This window comes from Rhizobacter sp. OV335 (assembly GCF_900142965.1).
Lineage (GTDB): Bacteria > Pseudomonadota > Gammaproteobacteria > Burkholderiales > Burkholderiaceae_C > Rhizobacter.
The window spans coordinates 18,013-33,761 of sequence record NZ_FRCQ01000024.1 but is presented as its reverse complement, the minus strand read 5'-3'; the positions used below and the strand labels follow the sequence as shown (position 1 = coordinate 33,761).

Annotated in this window: 15 protein-coding genes; 12 read left to right on the top strand and 3 right to left on the bottom strand. The window is 68.7% G+C overall.

Annotated elements, in window-relative coordinates; all coding sequences use genetic code 11:
* Window positions 1–36 precede the first annotated feature (36 nt).
* The 10 genes from BUE42_RS22365 (at window position 37) to gph (ending at window position 9,981) form a co-directional block, all read left to right on the top strand.
* Complete coding sequence (locus tag BUE42_RS22365; protein WP_073467584.1) at window positions 37–1,185, top strand: ABC transporter substrate-binding protein; 1,149 nt, start codon at window positions 37–39, stop codon at window positions 1,183–1,185.
* A 5-nt stretch (window positions 1,186–1,190) separates the two neighbouring features.
* Window positions 1,191–2,060 carry an ABC transporter permease gene (locus BUE42_RS22360; RefSeq protein ID WP_369822986.1) on the top strand — a complete coding sequence of 290 codons (870 nt, stop codon included), beginning with the start codon at window positions 1,191–1,193 and terminating at the stop codon, window positions 2,058–2,060.
* The gene (locus tag BUE42_RS22355) at window positions 2,057–3,025 is read left to right on the top strand and encodes a Bug family tripartite tricarboxylate transporter substrate binding protein (RefSeq protein WP_073467507.1); all 969 of its coding nucleotides are present in this window, start codon (window positions 2,057–2,059) and stop codon (window positions 3,023–3,025) included. Before BUE42_RS22360 ends, BUE42_RS22355 begins: the two co-directional genes overlap by 4 nt.
* A gap of 22 nt (window positions 3,026–3,047) precedes the next feature.
* On the top strand, window positions 3,048–3,986 hold the full coding sequence (locus tag BUE42_RS22350) for a sensor histidine kinase (RefSeq protein WP_159445476.1): 939 nt from the start codon (window positions 3,048–3,050) through the stop codon (window positions 3,984–3,986).
* Window positions 3,983–4,624, top strand: coding sequence for a response regulator (locus BUE42_RS22345; RefSeq protein WP_073467505.1), 642 nt, complete (start codon window positions 3,983–3,985; stop codon window positions 4,622–4,624). Before BUE42_RS22350 ends, BUE42_RS22345 begins: the two co-directional genes overlap by 4 nt.
* Before the next feature lie 345 nt (window positions 4,625–4,969).
* The gene (locus BUE42_RS22340; protein WP_073467504.1) at window positions 4,970–7,267 is read left to right on the top strand and encodes a TonB-dependent receptor; all 2,298 of its coding nucleotides are present in this window, start codon (window positions 4,970–4,972) and stop codon (window positions 7,265–7,267) included.
* Between the two features lie 118 nt (window positions 7,268–7,385).
* Window positions 7,386–7,790: a hypothetical protein gene (locus tag BUE42_RS32520; protein ID WP_143171691.1), complete on the top strand. Its 405-nt coding sequence runs from the start codon at window positions 7,386–7,388 to the stop codon at window positions 7,788–7,790.
* 154 nt (window positions 7,791–7,944) lie between these two features.
* Window positions 7,945–8,379, top strand: a complete 435-nt coding sequence (locus BUE42_RS22335) for a hypothetical protein (RefSeq protein ID WP_073467503.1) — start codon at window positions 7,945–7,947, stop codon at window positions 8,377–8,379.
* A 200-nt stretch (window positions 8,380–8,579) separates the two neighbouring features.
* Entirely contained in the window at window positions 8,580–9,038 is a 459-nt protein-coding gene (locus BUE42_RS22330; protein WP_143171690.1) for a hypothetical protein, read from the top strand.
* 268 nt (window positions 9,039–9,306) lie between these two features.
* Entirely contained in the window at window positions 9,307–9,981 is a 675-nt protein-coding gene (gph, locus tag BUE42_RS22325; RefSeq protein WP_073467501.1) for a phosphoglycolate phosphatase, read from the top strand.
* 5 nt (window positions 9,982–9,986) lie between these two features.
* On the opposite strand, the gene BUE42_RS22320 is transcribed toward gph, so the two are convergent.
* Window positions 9,987–10,625, bottom strand: a complete 639-nt coding sequence (locus BUE42_RS22320; RefSeq protein WP_369822985.1) for a chalcone isomerase family protein — start codon at window positions 10,623–10,625, stop codon at window positions 9,987–9,989.
* A gap of 418 nt (window positions 10,626–11,043) precedes the next feature.
* Between BUE42_RS22320 and trpE the strand changes: the two genes are divergently transcribed.
* The gene (gene trpE / locus BUE42_RS22315) at window positions 11,044–12,528 is read left to right on the top strand and encodes an anthranilate synthase component I (protein WP_073467499.1); all 1,485 of its coding nucleotides are present in this window, start codon (window positions 11,044–11,046) and stop codon (window positions 12,526–12,528) included.
* A complete protein-coding gene (locus tag BUE42_RS22310; protein ID WP_073467498.1) occupies window positions 12,528–13,223 on the top strand; it encodes a CTP synthase C-terminal region-related (seleno)protein in 696 nt (231 codons plus the stop codon). Before trpE ends, BUE42_RS22310 begins: the two co-directional genes overlap by 1 nt.
* Window position 13,224: 1 nt before the next feature.
* On the opposite strand, the gene BUE42_RS22305 is transcribed toward BUE42_RS22310, so the two are convergent.
* Both BUE42_RS22305 and BUE42_RS22300 read right to left on the bottom strand, forming a co-directional pair.
* Window positions 13,225–13,566, bottom strand: a complete 342-nt coding sequence (locus BUE42_RS22305) for a (2Fe-2S) ferredoxin domain-containing protein (protein WP_073467497.1) — start codon at window positions 13,564–13,566, stop codon at window positions 13,225–13,227.
* A 24-nt stretch (window positions 13,567–13,590) separates the two neighbouring features.
* Complete coding sequence (locus tag BUE42_RS22300) at window positions 13,591–15,690, bottom strand: TonB-dependent receptor (RefSeq protein WP_083614398.1); 2,100 nt, start codon at window positions 15,688–15,690, stop codon at window positions 13,591–13,593.
* Between the last annotated feature and the right edge of the window lie 59 nt (window positions 15,691–15,749).

Sequence of the window (15,749 nt, the reverse complement as noted above, 5' to 3'; positions counted from 1 at the left end):
CACGGTGCCGCAGGCCGCCGGGTGAGTGGGACGGTGATGCTGATGTGCTGCGCTGCCTTCGCTGCGACCGCCACCTCGGCCGCCGCGGCCACGCTGAAGGCCACGCTGATCGTGCCGGCCGGCGATGCGCGCCTGGAACGCACGCGGCTGGAGCGCGGCTACCTCGGCCACACCGGCGGTCCGGCGACCGACGGCCTGCAGGTGGCGCTCGATGAAGGCAGGTTCGAACTCGAAGCCGCCGGTGCGGCGGTGGCCCTGAGCGTCGTGACCGCTGCCACGGCGGAGGCCGCACGCGCTGCCGCGCAGGCGGCCGAGAAGGCCGGCGCTGCCGTCGTGCTCACCGACCTCGGCAGCGACGCCACGCTGGCGGCGGCCGATGCGGTGAAGCTGCCGGTGCTGAACCTCGGCGACAGCGCCGACCGGCTGCGCCAGCAGGACTGCCGCGCCCGCCTGTTCCACCTGATCCCGAGCGAGCGCATGCGCGCCGACGCGCTCGCGCAGACGCTGGTGTCGCGCAAGTGGAGCAAGCTGCTGCTGCTGGTCGGCAGTGGCCCGCAGGACGCCGTTCGCGCGGCCACCGCGCAGGCTTCGATCAAGCGCTACGGCCTGCAGCTGGTCGCCAGCAAGCCCTACAAGCTGTCGGCCGACCCGCGCGAGCGCGATCTCGCGAACCCGCTGCTGCTGACCTCCGGCGCTGCGTACGACGCGGTGTGGGTGGTCGACAGCGACGGCGAGTTCGCGCGCAGCCTGCCCTACCGCACCGTGCTGCCGCGGCCGGTGGTCGGCGATGCCGGGCTGGTGGCGCTGGCCTGGCATGCGCAGTTCGAGCGCTATGGCGCGCCGCAGGTGTCACGCCGGTTCGCCAAGGCCGCGAAGCGCCCGATGACCGACCACGACTGGGCGGCGTGGATGGGTGGCAAGGCCTTGATCGCGATCGCCGCGGCCGAGCCGAAGGGGCCGAACGCCGCGTGGGCGAAGGCGCTGGCCGCGACGCCGGTCGACGGCTCGAAAGGCGGCAGCCTGAGCTTCCGTCCGTGGGACGGGCAGCTGCGGCAATCGATGCTGCTGACCGACGGGCAGGGCGTGATCGCGCAGGCGCCGATCGAGGGCTTGCTGCATCCCACCGATGTCCTCGACACCTTGGGCGCCGATGCCCCGGAGAAACTATGCAAAGCGACGCGGTGAAACCCGTGACCCCGCCCGCCGCGGCTGCGGCCGTCGAGGCCGAAGGGCGGCACGGCATCACGCATGCGCTGCAGGCGCTGCAGGCCATCGTGATGCGCGAGCTGTTCAAGTTCTCGCAGCAGACCGGGCGGCTGGTCTCGGCGCTGGTGCGCCCGCTGCTGTGGCTGGCGGTGTTCGCGGCGGGCTTTCGCAACGTGTTCGGCGTCGCCATCGTCGAGCCCTACGACACCTACATCCCCTACGACGTCTACATCGCGCCGGGCCTGGTCGGCATGGTGCTGCTGTTCAACGGCATGCAGTCGTCGCTGGCGATGGTCTACGACCGCGAGATGGGGCTGATGCGGCTGTTGCTGACGGCGCCGCTGCCGCGTTCGTGGCTGCTGTTCAGCAAGCTGTGCGCGACCGCGCTGCTCTCGGTGCTGCAGGCGCTGGCCTTCGTGGTGGTGGCGATGCTGCTGGGCACCGAGCTGCCGCTGTTCTCGTGGGCGGGGCTGCACGCGCTGCTCGCGCTGGTGTGCGGCGCGCTGATGCTGGGGGCGCTGGGGCTGCTGCTGTCGGTACACATCAAGCAGCTGGAGAACTTCGCCGGCACGATGAATTTCGTGATCTTCCCGATGTACTTCCTGTCGACCGCGCTCTACCCGCTGTGGAAGCTGCAGGAGTCGGGCGCCGAGTGGGTGTACCAGGCGGCGCGCTTCAACCCGTTCACGCATGCGGTGGAGTGGATCCGCTTTGCGTTGTATGGCAAGGACCCGGGGATCGCGCCGTGGGTGGTGCTGGGTTGCCTGGTGGTGTTCTTCGTCGTGGCGTGTTGGGGCTACGACCCGCAGCGTGGTTTCGGTGGCCTGGCGAAGCGTGGAGGCGGCCCGGCATGACCGTCACCCGCCGCGGATTTGTCGGCGCTGCCGCGGCGCTCGGCGCCTGGCCGCTGGCGCGCGCGCAGACGCCGTACCCGTCGCGCGCCATCGTGATGTGGATCCCGTGGCCGGCCGGTGGCGCGACCGACATCTCATTGCGCCTGCTGGCCGAGCTGGCGTCGCACCACCTCGGCCAGCCGGTCGTCACCGAGAACCGCGGCGGTGCCGGCGGCACGCTGGCGATGCCGGTGCTGCAGCAGGCCGAGCCCGACGGCTACACGATCGCGCAGCTGCCACAGCCGATCTTCCGCGCGGTGCACACGCAGAAGGTGCTGTGGGATCCGATCCGCGACGTGACGCCGATCATCCAGGTCTCCGGCGTGACCTTCGGCGTGCTGGTCAGCGCGAGCAGCAAGCTGCGCAAGCTCGACGACCTGTTCGCGTACGCGCGCAAGAACCCCGGCCGCCTGACGATCGCGACCAATGGTGTCGGCACCACGCCGCACGTGGTGCTCGAAGAGCTGTTCACCGCGCGCGGCCTGAAGTACATCCACGTGCCGTACAAGGGCACCTCGGAGCAGATGATCGCGGTCGACTCGGGGCAGGTGATGGTCGGCGTCAACTCCACCGGCTTCGGGCCCTTCGTCGATTCGGGCCGGCTGCGATTGCTGGCCACCTTTGCCGCGCAGCGGTCGAAGCGCTGGCCGCAGGTGCCGACCTTGCGCGAGTTGGGCTTCGACATCGTTGCGATGTCGCCTTACGGCCTGGGTGGGCCGCGTGGGCTGCCCGCCGACGTGGTCAAGGTGCTGCACGACGCGTTCAAGGCCGCGATGTTCGACCCGCTGTTCGCGCAGGAGCTGGCCAAGTATGACCAGGAGATCGACTACCTCGGCACGGCCGACTACGCCGAGGTCTGTCGCCAGCAGTTCATCAAGGAGGGGCTCATCGTCGAACGCATGGGCCTGTCTCGTGGCGGCAGCTGAACGGCGCGCGCGGCGCCTCCGCTTGCTGGGCGACATCGCCATCGTCGTGCTCGCGACGCTGGCGAGCTACGGCCTGGCGTCGTTCTTCGAACTGAGCGAACTCGTGCAGCGCTGGGCCCTGCCGCACGAGCACTGGCAGGCCGATGAGTTGCCGTTCAGCCTGACGGTGCTGGCCGGCGGCCTGGCCTGGTACGCGTTGCGGCGCGCGCAGGACGCCCGCGCGCAGCTCGCGCTGCGCGAGCAGGCCGAGGCGCAGGCGCGCGAGCTGCTGACGCACAACCGCGAGCTGGCGCGCCAGCTGATCGCGCTGCAGGAGAGCGAGCGACTGGCCCTGGCGCGCGAGCTGCACGACGAGCTGGGCCAGGGCTGCGCCGCGGTGCGTGCCGAGACAGCCTTCGTTCGCCTGTGCGGCGCGGCCGATCGCAGCGCCACGCTGGCCGCCGTGGAGCGCGCTGATCGCGCGGCGCAGCAGCTGTACCAGGCGGTGCGCGGCATGCTGCGCCGGCTGCGGCCGGCCAACCTCGACGAGCTGGGGCTGGAGGCGGCGCTGCAGGAGCTGTGCGAGTCGTGGGAGGAGCGCAGCGGCGTGCCCTGCATCTTTCACCACGAGGCCTTTGCGCAGGGCTTCGGCGACGCGATCGACATCGCGCTGTACCGCGTGACGCAGGAGGCGCTGACCAACGTGATGCGCCATGCGCAGGCCAGCGCGGTGCATGTGAAGCTGGGCCGCAGCGCGCAGGGCGAGCTGCAGCTGAGCGTCGAGGACGACGGTCGCGGCATGGACCTGGCCGCGGCGACGCGTGGCCTCGGCCTGCTGGGTGCGACCGAGCGGGCCGCGGCACTCGGCGGCGAGCTGGACGTGCGCGCGTCGCCCGGCGCCGGCGTGCAGCTGGTGCTGCGCGTGCCGATGCCCGCGACGGCCGCAGCCGACGCCGCGCTGCCGCACCGGGAGCTCGCGTGATCCGCGTGCTGCTGGCCGACGACCACCCGGTGGTGCGCAGCGGCTACCTGCGCCTGCTCGACCAGGCGGGCGACATCGAGGTGATCGCCGAAGCCGGCGATGCCGACGCGGCGTATGCGGCCTTCATCGCGCACCGGCCCGACGTGCTGGTCACCGACCTCGCGATGCCCGCGGGCGGCGGCCTGGAGCTGCTGCGCCGCGTGCTGCTGCGCGACGCGCAGGCGCGGCTGCTGGTGTTCAGCATGCACGACGCGCCGGTGCTGGTGCGGCGCGCGTTACAGGCCGGCGCGCGAGGGTTCCTGACCAAGGCGAGCCCGCCCGAGTGCCTGGTCGATGCGGTGCGCGAGCTGCACGCCGGACGCCGCTATCTGGGGCGCGAGCTGTCGCCCACGCTGCTCGAACGCGACCCGCACGACGAAGCCGACCGGCTCGCCGAGCTGAGCGCGCGCGAGTTCGAAGTGTTCCGGCTGCTCGCGCAAGGCCACTCGGCCGGCGCCTGTGCCGAGGCGCTGAAGCTCAGCCCGAAGACGGTTGCCAACCTGCAGACGGCGATCAAGGACAAGCTCGGCGTGGCCACCTCGGCGGCGCTGGTGCACCTGGCGATCCGGCATCAGGTGATCAGCACGGCTGGGGCTTGAGGCGAGCCTGCGGTCTTCGCGCATCTGCTCGCGAAGACGGAATCGGGCGACGGCTTGGCGGCTTCATTCGATACCCCCGAGAAACAACACTCCCGTTCGCCCTGAGCAGGGACCGAGCTTGTCGAGGGCCCGTCCGTCGAAGGGTTGCGCCCGACGCGCGCGTGGCCTTCGACAAGCTCAGGGCGAACGGAGCTTCCTTGCAACTGCCGGCCCCCTGGTGTTAACGAGCAGCGCCGCCGGGAAAATTTCCCTGTGCCCTGCACAGCCCGCTTGTTAGCGTGGCACCACCACCACCCAGACGACTCCCGCAACTCCGAGACAAGGAAAAACCACCGGAGACTTGACATGCATCACCCGCTCGCGAACGCCTCGTTGTTGGCGTTGGCCGCATTCGCGCCCGCCGTCCACGCCCAATCGGTCCCGGCGGCCGAGGCGCCGGCACCGGTCGTGCTGCCTGAGGTCGAGATCGTGCTGACCACCCCGGTCCCCGGCACCGGCGTGCCCAAGGACCAGATCCCGTCCAACGTGCAGACCGCCACCGACCGGCGGCTGCGCCAGTTGCAGAGCCTGAACCTGCCGGAGTTCATGCGCACGCAGCTGCCCAGCGTCAATGTCAACGAGGTGCAGGGCAACCCGTACCAGATGGACGTCAACTACCGCGGCTTCACCGCCAGCCCGCTGCTCGGCACGCCGCAGGGCCTGTCGGTGTTCCTCGACGGGGTGCGCGTCAACGAGCCCTTCGGCGACGTCGTCAACTGGGACCTGCTGCCGCGTGCCGCACTCGCCAACATCACGCTGCTGCCCGGCTCGAACCCGCTGTTCGGGCTGAACACGCTGGGCGGCGCGCTGTCGCTGCAGACCAAGAGCGGCGACACGCACCCCGGCACCGAGATCGAGGTCGAGGGCGGCTCGTTCGGCCGCATCAGCACCGAGCTGACGCACGGCCGCAAGCTCGGCGAGACCGGCCACCTCTTCATGGCCTTCGGCGCGCTGAACGAAGACGGCTGGCGCGACGAGTCGCCGTCGCGCGTGCGGCAGCTGTTCGTCAAGGGCGGGCAGCGCAGCAGCAGCTTCTCGTGGGACCTGAGCCTGGGCCATGCCGACAACCAGCTGATCGGCAATGGCGGCCTGCCCGAATCGATGCTGGCGCAGCGCCGCGAGCAGATCTACACGCGGCCGGACCTCACCGACAACGAGGCGACGCTACTCACCTTCAACACCACGGCCAAGCTGACCCCGCAATGGGAGATGGCGGCCACGGCGTATGCGCGGCGCAACCGCGCGTCGACGCTGAACGGCGACCTGAACGACGACTACGACCCGCCGGCCGTCGCGGAGGCCGGCGTCGAGAACCGCACCCGCACGAGCACCGACAGCGAAGGCCTGGCGGTGCAGGCGACCTGGAATGCCCAGCCGCACCGCCTGACGGTTGGGCTGTCGCAGGACCGCTCGCGCACGCACTTCGAGCAGAGCGAGGCCGAGGGCGACCTGGACGCGAGCCGCGCGGTGATCCCGACCGAAGACGCCGAGATCAACGCGAAGATCTCCGGCCGCAGTCGCACCACCAGCGTCTACTTCAGCGACCTGTTCGCGCTGCGATCCAACCTGCAGCTGACCGTCTCGGGCCGCTACAACGACACCCGCGTCAGCACGGTCGACGACGGCCGGGCCGAGCTGGGCCTGCCGACCAAGCTCGATGCCGAAGACCGCTACCGCAAGTTCAACCCGGCGATCGGCGCCACCTGGCAGGTGACACCCAGCTTCACCGCCTACGGCAGCTGGAGCCAGGGCAACCGTGCGCCGAGCCCGATCGAGCTCGGCTGCTCGGACCCGGCCAACGCCTGCGTGCTGCCGAATGCATTGCAGTCGGACCCGCCGTTGAAGCAGGTGGTGTCGCAGACGCTCGAGGCCGGCGTGCGCGGCAAGCTGGGGCAGGGCCTGCGCTGGAATGCGTCGGTCTTCCGGACCATCAATCGGGATGACCTGCTGTTCATCAGCAACGGGCTGTCGGCCGGCTATTTCAGCAACGTCGGGCGCACCGTGCGACAGGGCGTGGAGCTTGGCCTCTCGCAGCAGGTTGGCGCTCTGAACTGGGCACTGTCGTACAGCTGGTTGCGGGCCACCTTCGACTCGTCGGCCTGCCTGGTCTCCGAAGCCAACAGCAGCGCCGAGACCAGCGCCGCCTGCACCGGCGATGACGAGATCGAGGTGCGCAAGGGCAACCGCCTGCCCGGCCTGCCGAGCCACACGCTGAAGCTCAGCCTGGACCTGCAGGCCACGCCGAGCTGGCGCATCGGGGCGCAACTGCGCGCGCAATCGAAGCAGTATGTGCGGGGCAACGAGAACAATGCCCACCAGGCCGATGGCGTCGACTTCTTCGGCAGCGGCAGCACCGCCGGGTTTGCGTTGCTCGACCTGACCACGGGCTGGACCTTCCGGCCGGGCTGGGAGCTGTTCGCCAAGGTGTCGAACGTGTTCGATCGGAAGTATTCGACCGGCGGCCTGCTCGGCACGAACGCGTTCGATGCGAACGGCGCGGTGCAGCCGCCCGCTGACTGGAAGCACGAGCAGTTCGTCGCGCCGGGAGCGCCGCGGGCCGGGTGGATCGGGTTGCGGGTGTCGTTCGGGGGTTCCGAGATCTGAAGGGAGAATGGGTCCGGTCCCTGAACTCCTCTCGGTGAACCCCATGCCCTCGACCCCGTGGTACGCCTCAATAGAGTCTGCAAACGCCAAGCCGGTGTCTTCCCTCTGAGTAGTGCGTATGAATCGTGTCGCGTTCAGCAGCGACAACCTCCATGAAATCCGGGCGTTCTTGTTGCCGACGGTCTGGGACGCGTCGACTGTTATCGTGCTGGCCGGCGAACAACACATCGAGCAGGCCACGATGACGACGAACACTGAATCTGCAAAGCATGGCTTTCAGCGCTGGTGGCATGCGCCGGTCTCGCGAAAGGACCGACTCCTCGGTGTCACGGTTGGTGCAATTGGGTGCTTCTGGATTGCATGCTTTGGACGAGGCTTGCTAGGCCCGTTGCCCATTGACCTCGGCGCCCTTGCGGTTTGGTCGATCTGTGGCGCAGTCGCGGGCGTTCTGCTTGGAACGCTCTTCCCCAAGGCGGTGATGTGTGCCTGCCTTCCGTTCGCCACTTTCGGTGGTGGTAACTGAGTTGGCCAACAGCATGAAGCTTGACCGGCGAGAGTGAAGCCGCCATGGATGACCCTGCTTCGTTGAGCGCACTGACCTCCAACTCCTCCATCGAGCTGAGCTGCCTTCGGCAAGGTGGGGCACGCAGCTGACGTCAAACACTATTCCTACTCAAATGAAAACCCTCACGCTGATTGCAGCGATTCTTCTCGTAGTCTTCCAGAGTGGGTGCTCGAAGACAAACCACGCCTCGACCTATGGAAGCGACAACAAATGGTGGAAGTGCAGCATTGATCCCTCGAAGGGATGCGAGGGCGGAGAGCTGAAGAACCTAGGGCTGACCGAGGCGGAGCAAAAGTACGTCGTCGAAGCCCTGGATAGAGCACCTTGGACACCCAGCCCCGCGACGGCGGAGAGCGTCATTTCTCACTTTGCCGAGAAGCCAAGCATCCATGTCGGCTCCAAGCTCATCTTCGAGAAGGACGCGCACGGCCTGTGCGCGGGTTGTTCGACGTCCGTCTACCTCTACCGAGACCGAATCTCAATGATTCACTACTTCGTGCCGCGCAAGTTCCTTCTGGTCCGGCACGATCCTTCCGTCGACAAATGACAGGTCATAGGCAGAGGCGAGGCGTATGGGGCCAAACCCTTTCATCGAGAGGATGCCTACTGCCTTCGGCCTCCAAGCGACTCTCATGTCATACGTTGAGCGTCAACTCTTTGGCGATCAACTCGGGCAGCGTCGCGGATCGGGTCAACTTTCACATCCGGCTAGCCTGCGCCGGTACTCCTGACCGAAGAAGAGCAGCTATGTCGTTGTCTTTCGAAGCTTTCCTTGCGATGCTCGCGATCGCCGTGTTTCTGCCATTTTTCTTGCGGATGTACCGCGCGTCCGGAATGATGGACTTCGTGAACATTGACCGTGAGTTCAGCCGGTATCGAGAAGGCGGTTTCGTGGCGGCCGAGACCACTATCCTGTTCTCGGACAAGCGAGTGGACCGTTTCGCTCCGAGCAAGTTCGTCGAGATCGGCGCCCCCTATGTGGCCGTATACGTTTGCAAAGACGAGCGCGGGCAGCATTGGTTGTGGAAGCTCTATCGCCCCGCCGAGGCCCGTCCAACACTCCGCAAGTTGATGCCACAGGAGGCCAAGGAGATGCTGCAGCGTAGAAGCATGCTCTTGAGCGACCTGTGCCCCAAGCAGGCCGGACCGGTCGCAACAGCAGCGCTGCCCGCGAAAGCCAAGAGGATCAGTTTCTGGGACAGGTGACCGAGGGCGCTCTGGGCGCGTGAAGATCGGACCTCGCCGCTGTCTGCAAGTGGGCGCGATCCGCTGGCGGCACGGCACGTTGACGAGCGTCCGCATGAAGGCAGCAAGCGGCCGGTCGATAGCTCGAAGCGACCGACCGCAACCGTCGACCTCCCGGTCCTGCCAACGCCGATGACGGCGATCAGGGCTTGGCACGTCGGTGGTTTGAAACTCTATTGTTGAGAGAATGCGGCAGGGCTCGCTACCTTTTGAACTCTATTTCGCAGTTGTGAACTCTATTCGGTCGAACCACCCCGCCTGGCGCGCCGCGCTCATCGACCTCGACGGCACGATGGTCGACACGCTCGGCGACTTCGCCGTCGCGTTGAACGCGATGCTCGGCGAGCTGGCGCTGCCGCCGATCGGCCGCGACTTCATTGCGGACACGGTCGGCAAGGGCTCGGAGCACCTGATCCGCTGCACGCTGGCCGAGGTGGGCGCGGCCGGCGACCGCTACGACGACGCCTGGGCCAGCTACCAGCGGCACTACCGGCGCGTCAACGGCGAGCATGCCGAGGTGTTCCCCGGCGTGGTCGAGGGCCTGCTGCGCCTGCAGCGTGCCGACGTGCCGATGGCCTGCCTGACGAACAAGCCGACGGCCTTCGCGCAGGCCTTGCTCGAGAAGAAGCAGCTGGCCGGCTTCTTCCGCCACGTGTTCGGTGGCGATGCATTCGCGCAGAAGAAGCCGCACCCGCTGCCGCTGCTCGAATCGTGCAAGGCGCTCGGCGTGCCGCCGTCAGACGTGCTGATGGTCGGCGACTCCGCCAACGACGCGCAGGCGGCGCGCGCCGCGGGTTGCCCGGTCGTCCTCGTGACCTACGGCTACAACCACGGCGAACCGGTGCGTCAGGTCGATGCCGATGGCTTCATCGACCGGCTCGACCAGCTGGTGATCGACGCCTGAGGCGATCAGTTGTTGCCGGCGCCGGCACCGTTGCCGGTCGCGGTCTTGCCGAGCAGCGCATCCTTCAGCCCCGAATCGGCGGGCGAATGGCCCAGCCAGATCTTCAGCAGCGACGAATAGAACTCGGGTTCCTTGATCGGCTCGTTGGCCGGCTTGCCGTTGACGACGATCACCGTGCCCTGGCCCGGGGTCCAGTCGACGTAGAACGAATCGCCGGCCACGAGCTTCTTCTTCGCCGAGAACACCTCGCTGAGCTTCAGCGTGCCGGCGATCGACTTCATGAAGTCGTCGCGCGTGGTGTTCTGCTCCATGCCGCGCGTGAACAGCTTGCCGAGTTCGTTCGCGTCGATGTCGCGCAGCATCGTGATGTGCATGCGGCGCGGGCCCGGCGTCGCGAGCACCGCCTCGGGCGTGGTCGCCTTGGCCGTCAGGTACAGGCCGGCGGTGTAGACCTTGAAGATCGCCTTGTAGCGGATGCCGGCGCCGTTCAGCACCAGCTTGGTGTTGGCCACCTGCACGGTGGGCTCGTAGCGCACGCCCGCCAGTTCGATGGCCTGGGGTTGGGCTTGCTGGGCTTGGGCTTGCGCTGCAAGCGGTGCCGCGAGGGCAGCGGCCGTCACGGCCAGCAGGAAGGTTTGACGAATCACGGCAGTCTCCATCTCGTTGTCATGGGGCCCGGCGACCCCAGTATGGGCCGCTGCGGGCAACGCAGGAGTGTCTGACGGTGACAGGCGTCGGTCCATTCATGATTTCACGGACGACCGATCGCTTCCCTCGATGGAATGCCAAGCCTGCTACACTTTTTCGATGTTCATCGCACGCAAGCAAACCAAAGGGTCGAACGACCGGGGAGCCTGGCCCTGGCGGGCCTGATCCACGCGGGCTGGTCCTCCAGCACCCAGGTTTTCTTGCCGTGGGCCACGGGTTGTTTCCAGCCCCCCGCCCTCCGGCTCCATCGGCCGCCGCGCTCGCCGCACACTGCGCGCGCCGCGTGCCACCCGAAGAATGCAGTCACAGGCCCGCCCCTTGGGCGCCGCGCCGGGCCGTGGAGGGCCCTCGAACGTGATCACCGAACTTGAATTCAAGAGCCTCGCCGCGCAGGGCTTCAACCGCATCCCGCTGATCGCCGAAGCCTTCGCCGATCTCGAAACCCCGCTCTCGCTCTACCTGAAGCTCGCCTACGGCACCGGCAGCGGCAAGCACAGCTTCCTGCTCGAATCGGTGGTCGGCGGCGAACGCTTCGGCCGCTATTCGTTCATCGGCCTGCCGGCGCGCACGCAGTTGCGCGCCACCGGCTTTCGCACCGAGGTCGTCACCGATGGCCAGGTCGTCGAGACGCACGAGGGCAACCCGCTCGACTTCGTCGCCGAGTACCAGAAGCGCTTCAAGGTGGCGCTGCGCCCCGGGCTGCCGCGCTTCTGCGGCGGCCTCGCCGGCTACTTCGGCTACGACGCGGTGCGCTTCATCGAGCCCAAGCTCGCCAAGACCGAGCTGCCCGGCGGCATCGGCACGCCCGACATCCTGCTGCTGCAATGCGAGGAGCTGGCCGTCATCGACAACCTGTCGGGCCGGCTCTACCTGATCGTCTACGCCGACCCCGGCCAACCCGAGGCCTTCTTCAAGGCCAAGCGGCGACTGGCGGAGCTGGGCGACAAGCTGAAGTACAGCGTCACCGCGCCGCCGGTGCGCCGCGGCACCTCGCACGCGGTGGAGCGCGAGTTCGCGAAAGAGGACTACCTCGCCGCGGTGCTGAAGGCCAAGGAGTACATCGCGGCCGGCGACATGATGCAGGTGCAGGTCGGGCAGCGGCTGAAGAAGCGCTACACCGAATCGCCGCTCAGCCTGTACCGCGCGCTGCGCTCGCTGAACCCGTCGCCATACATGTACTTCTACGACATGGGCGATTTCCAGATCGTCGGTGCGTCGCCCGAGATCCTGGTGCGCCAGGAGACCACGCCCGAGGGCGAGAAGATCACGATCCGCCCGCTCGCCGGCACCCGCCCGCGCGGCGCGACGCCGGCGCAGGACAAGGCGCTCGAGGCCGAGCTGAGCACCGACCCGAAGGAGCGCGCCGAGCACGTGATGCTGATCGACCTGGCGCGCAACGACATCGGCCGCATCGCGAAGACCGGCACCGTGAAGGTGACCGAGGCCTTCACGGTCGAGCGCTACTCGCACGTGATGCACATCGTCAGCAACGTCGAAGGCCTGCTGAAGGACGGCATGACCAGCCTCGATGTGCTGCGCGCGACCTTCCCGGCCGGCACGCTGACCGGCGCGCCCAAGGTGCGGGCGATGGAGATCATCGACGAGCTCGAACCGGTGAAGCGCGGCATCTACGGCGGCGCCTGCGGCTACCTGAGCTTCGCCGGCGACATGGACGTCGCGATCGCGATCCGCACCGGCATCGTCAAGGACAACACGCTGTACGTGCAGGCCGCGGCCGGCGTGGTGGCCGATTCGGTGCCCGAACTCGAATGGAAGGAGACCGAGGCCAAGGCCCGCGCGCTGATCCGCGCGGCCGAGCTGGTCGAGGAAGGCTTCTGATGGGGGCGCGTCGCATCGGCCTGATCGGCGACCGCGACGACACCATCACCGCGCACCGCGCGATTCCCGCCGCACTGCGGCTGGTCGCCGAGCAGCTCGCGCAGCCGGTCGCGTTCGACTGGCTCGCGAGCGATGCGCTGCCGGCCGACGAGGCGCTCGCCGCGTACGACGGCCTGTGGTGCGTGCCGGGCAGCCCGTACCGCGACATGGACGCGGTGCTGGGGGCGATCCGCGTGGCGCGTGAGCGCGGCGTGCCCTTCCTCGGCACCTGCGGCGGCTTCCAGCATGCGGTGATCGAGTACGCGCGCAACGCGCTCGGCTGGGCCGATGCGGAGCATGCCGAGACGGCGCCGCAGGCGCCGCGCGCGGTGATCAGCGCGCTGGCCTGCTCGCTGGTCGAGGTGAGCCAGGACCTGCGGCTGCAACCCGGCTCGCGCATCGCGGCCGCGTATGGCACCGAGACCGCGCAAGAGGGCTACCGCTGCAACTACGGGCTGAACCCGGCGTTCGCCGCGCAGCTGACGCAGGGCCCGTTGCGCGCCACCGCGCACGACGAGCACGGCGAGGTCCGCGCGATCGAGCTGGACGGCCATCCGTTCTTCGTCGGCACGCTGTTCCAACCCGAGCGCGCCGCGCTGAAGGGCACCGCGCCGCCGATCGTCGCGGCCTTCGTGCGGGCCGCCGCGGCGCGCTGAATCAGCCGGTCGGACCCTGGTGGAACACCAGGTCCTCGACGGGCTGTCCGCCCACCAGGTGCTGCTCGATGATGCGGTCCATGTTGGCCGGCGTCACGTTGTAGTACCAGGTGCCGTCGGGCTGCACGCACATCACCGGGCCGCCCTTGCAGGCGGCGAAGCAGCTGACGCGGCTGCGCTTCACGCGCAGCTCGCCCTCGTGCAGCCCGGCGGCCTTGAACTTGTCGCCCAGGCTGTCGAACAAGGCCTGCGATTCGCCCTGCTCCGTGCAGCGCGGGCCGGTGCAGATCAGCAGGTGGCGGCGGTACTCGCCGATCTTGGGCTTGGTCACTTCGTCGGTCATGGGCTTGCGTTCCTTGGTGAGTCGTCAGAAGGTGGCGCGCATCGAAACGCGCAGCGTGCGCGGCTCCATCGGATGCACGAGTCGGCCATCGGTGCCCGCGCCACCGTTGCAGCGGGGACCGTCGTTGCGCGAGCACGCCGCACCCCAGTACTCGATGTCATAGGCCTCGCGGTCGAACAGGTTCAGCACGTCGAGCGTGAACTGCAGCGACGGGCTGGCGCGCCAGCCGGCCTTCAGGTTCGCGGTCCACAGCGATGACGAGCGCTGCGTGCCGGTCTCCTCCAGCGCGTAGCTGCCGATGTAGCGCCAGCGCAGCCCGCCGAACCACGCGCCATGGTCGTCGGCGGCCAGCGCGAACGAGGCCGAGCGCGGAATCGCGTTCGGCACGTGGGTGCCGCTGCCCGGCTCCGCCTCTTGCTCGAAGCGCGCACGCGACCAGGCCACGTCGGCATCCAGCAGCAGCCAGCGGTTGAGCTGCCAGTCGTTCGACCACTCGATGCCGGCGCGCTTCGAGGCACCCTTGGGCTCGGTCACGCCGGCATCACCGATGAACACCAGCTCGGACGCCAGCTTCACCTGCCACAACGACAAGCTGGTGTTCCAGCCCGGCAGCGGCACCGCCCGCAGGCCGATTTCGCTGCCGGTGGCGCGCACCAGCGCCGGCACCGGATCGAGGGCGGCCGTGACACCGCGCACGTCGTTGCTGTGGAAGCCGCGGCCCCAGTTGGCGTACAGCTCGGTGCGCATCGTGTCGCCGAACGGACCGAAGGCCAGCCCCAGCTTCGGGCTGACTTGGTGGGCGCGGGCGCTGCCACCGTTCTGGACGTTGTCGTCGCCGCCGGTCGGCGTCACGTTCGCACGCACGGTGTCGACGCGCAGGCCCAGGTCGCTGCGCAGCCACGGCTGCCATTGCGTGCGCGCCTCGGTGTAGAGGCCCAGCAGCGTCTCGCGCACACGGTCTTCGCGCACGGTGTCCGTCCGCGCGCGGTTCACCGTGTCGTAAAGACCCAGCGTAGCGATGCGGTCGTGGCGCAGTTGCGCGCCCAGCGTCAGCTGGGTCTCGTGGCCGGCCGGGGCGATGGCCCAATGGCGCGCCACCTGCCCGCCCCACACGGTGCGCTCGTCGGCCTGCTCGTGCTGGTCGCCCTGCGGACCGTTGATGTAGCCGGACGGGTTCGAGAACAGGTTCAGGCCGTAGTCGATCACATAGGCGCTGGCCTGCGTCTGCGTGTTGCCGTCGCTGCCGGCCCAGTCGGCCGACAGGCTGTGGCGGTGCGTGCGCCCGCCGTCGCCCGGCACCAGTTTGCCGAAGCGGTCGATCTCGCCGGAGCTGATCGCGTGTTCGGGCACGTGCTCGGTGGCGGTCCACTCGGCGTGGTACGCCATCGCGGTCAGCGCGTAGCCGTCGCGCGCGGTGCCTTCGGACAGGCGCAGCACGCCGTTGTATTTGCGCAGCCGCTCGGGCTGCTGCCACGGGCCGTCGTTGGTCGCGGCCTCGAAGGCGGCCAGCAGCGTCGGGCCGCTGTCCTTGTCTTGCCCGAGCGGGCGGCTGCCCGCGGCGAGCACACGGCGGAAGTCGTGCGGGCCGACGCTCAGGTCGACCATCGGTGCCGGCAGCGCGCGCTGGTACTCGATGCGGGCCGAGCCGGTGGTCGCGAAATCGCCGTCCTCGGCCGCGTAGACGCCCTTGCGGTAGCGCATCGCGCCGATCAGCTCGGGGATCAGGAAGTTGAGGTCCATGTAGCCCTGGCCGTGCGCATGGCTGGCCATGTTGACCGGCATGCCGTTCACGTAGCTCGCGAAGTCGCTGCCGTGGTCGAGGTTGAAGCCGCGCAGGAAATACTGGTTGGCCTTGCCGTCGCCGCTGTGCTGCGTGACGGTCATGCCGGGCACCGTCTCCAGCACCTCGGCCGGGCGCAGCAGCGGCCGGTTCGCGAGCTGCTGGGCGCTGACCTTGCCTTCGGTGGCGGAGTCGGCCAGCCCGATCATGTCCTGGCCGCGGCCGATGATGGTCACGGGGGCCAGGGCGGTAGGGCTGTCCTCGGCCGCAGCCGGGGCAGGGGTGAAGAAGCTCATCGCCAGGGCCGTGGCGGCCAGGGCGGGGGGCAGCTTGCGCTGTTGCATCGTTGAAAGACTCGTCGCTGCATGGCATCCGCATTCCCGCAGATGCATGCGTGGTGTTC

What these genes read in the sequence shown, in the direction of transcription:
- BUE42_RS22310 (WP_073467498.1), top strand. Translation starts at nt 12,528, where the DNA reads ATGGGGGCGCGTCGCATCGGCCTGATCGGCGACCGCGACGACACCATC.
- BUE42_RS22305 (WP_073467497.1), bottom strand. Translation starts at nt 13,566, where the DNA reads ATGACCGACGAAGTGACCAAGCCCAAGATCGGCGAGTACCGCCGCCAC.
- BUE42_RS22365 (WP_073467584.1), top strand. Translation starts at nt 37, where the DNA reads ATGCTGATGTGCTGCGCTGCCTTCGCTGCGACCGCCACCTCGGCCGCC.
- BUE42_RS22355 (WP_073467507.1), top strand. Translation starts at nt 2,057, where the DNA reads ATGACCGTCACCCGCCGCGGATTTGTCGGCGCTGCCGCGGCGCTCGGC.
- BUE42_RS22300 (WP_083614398.1), bottom strand. Translation starts at nt 15,690, where the DNA reads ATGCAACAGCGCAAGCTGCCCCCCGCCCTGGCCGCCACGGCCCTGGCG.
- BUE42_RS22335 (WP_073467503.1), top strand. Translation starts at nt 7,945, where the DNA reads ATGAAAACCCTCACGCTGATTGCAGCGATTCTTCTCGTAGTCTTCCAG.
- BUE42_RS32520 (WP_143171691.1), top strand. Translation starts at nt 7,386, where the DNA reads ATGAATCGTGTCGCGTTCAGCAGCGACAACCTCCATGAAATCCGGGCG.
- BUE42_RS22340 (WP_073467504.1), top strand. Translation starts at nt 4,970, where the DNA reads ATGCATCACCCGCTCGCGAACGCCTCGTTGTTGGCGTTGGCCGCATTC.
- BUE42_RS22330 (WP_143171690.1), top strand. Translation starts at nt 8,580, where the DNA reads ATGTCGTTGTCTTTCGAAGCTTTCCTTGCGATGCTCGCGATCGCCGTG.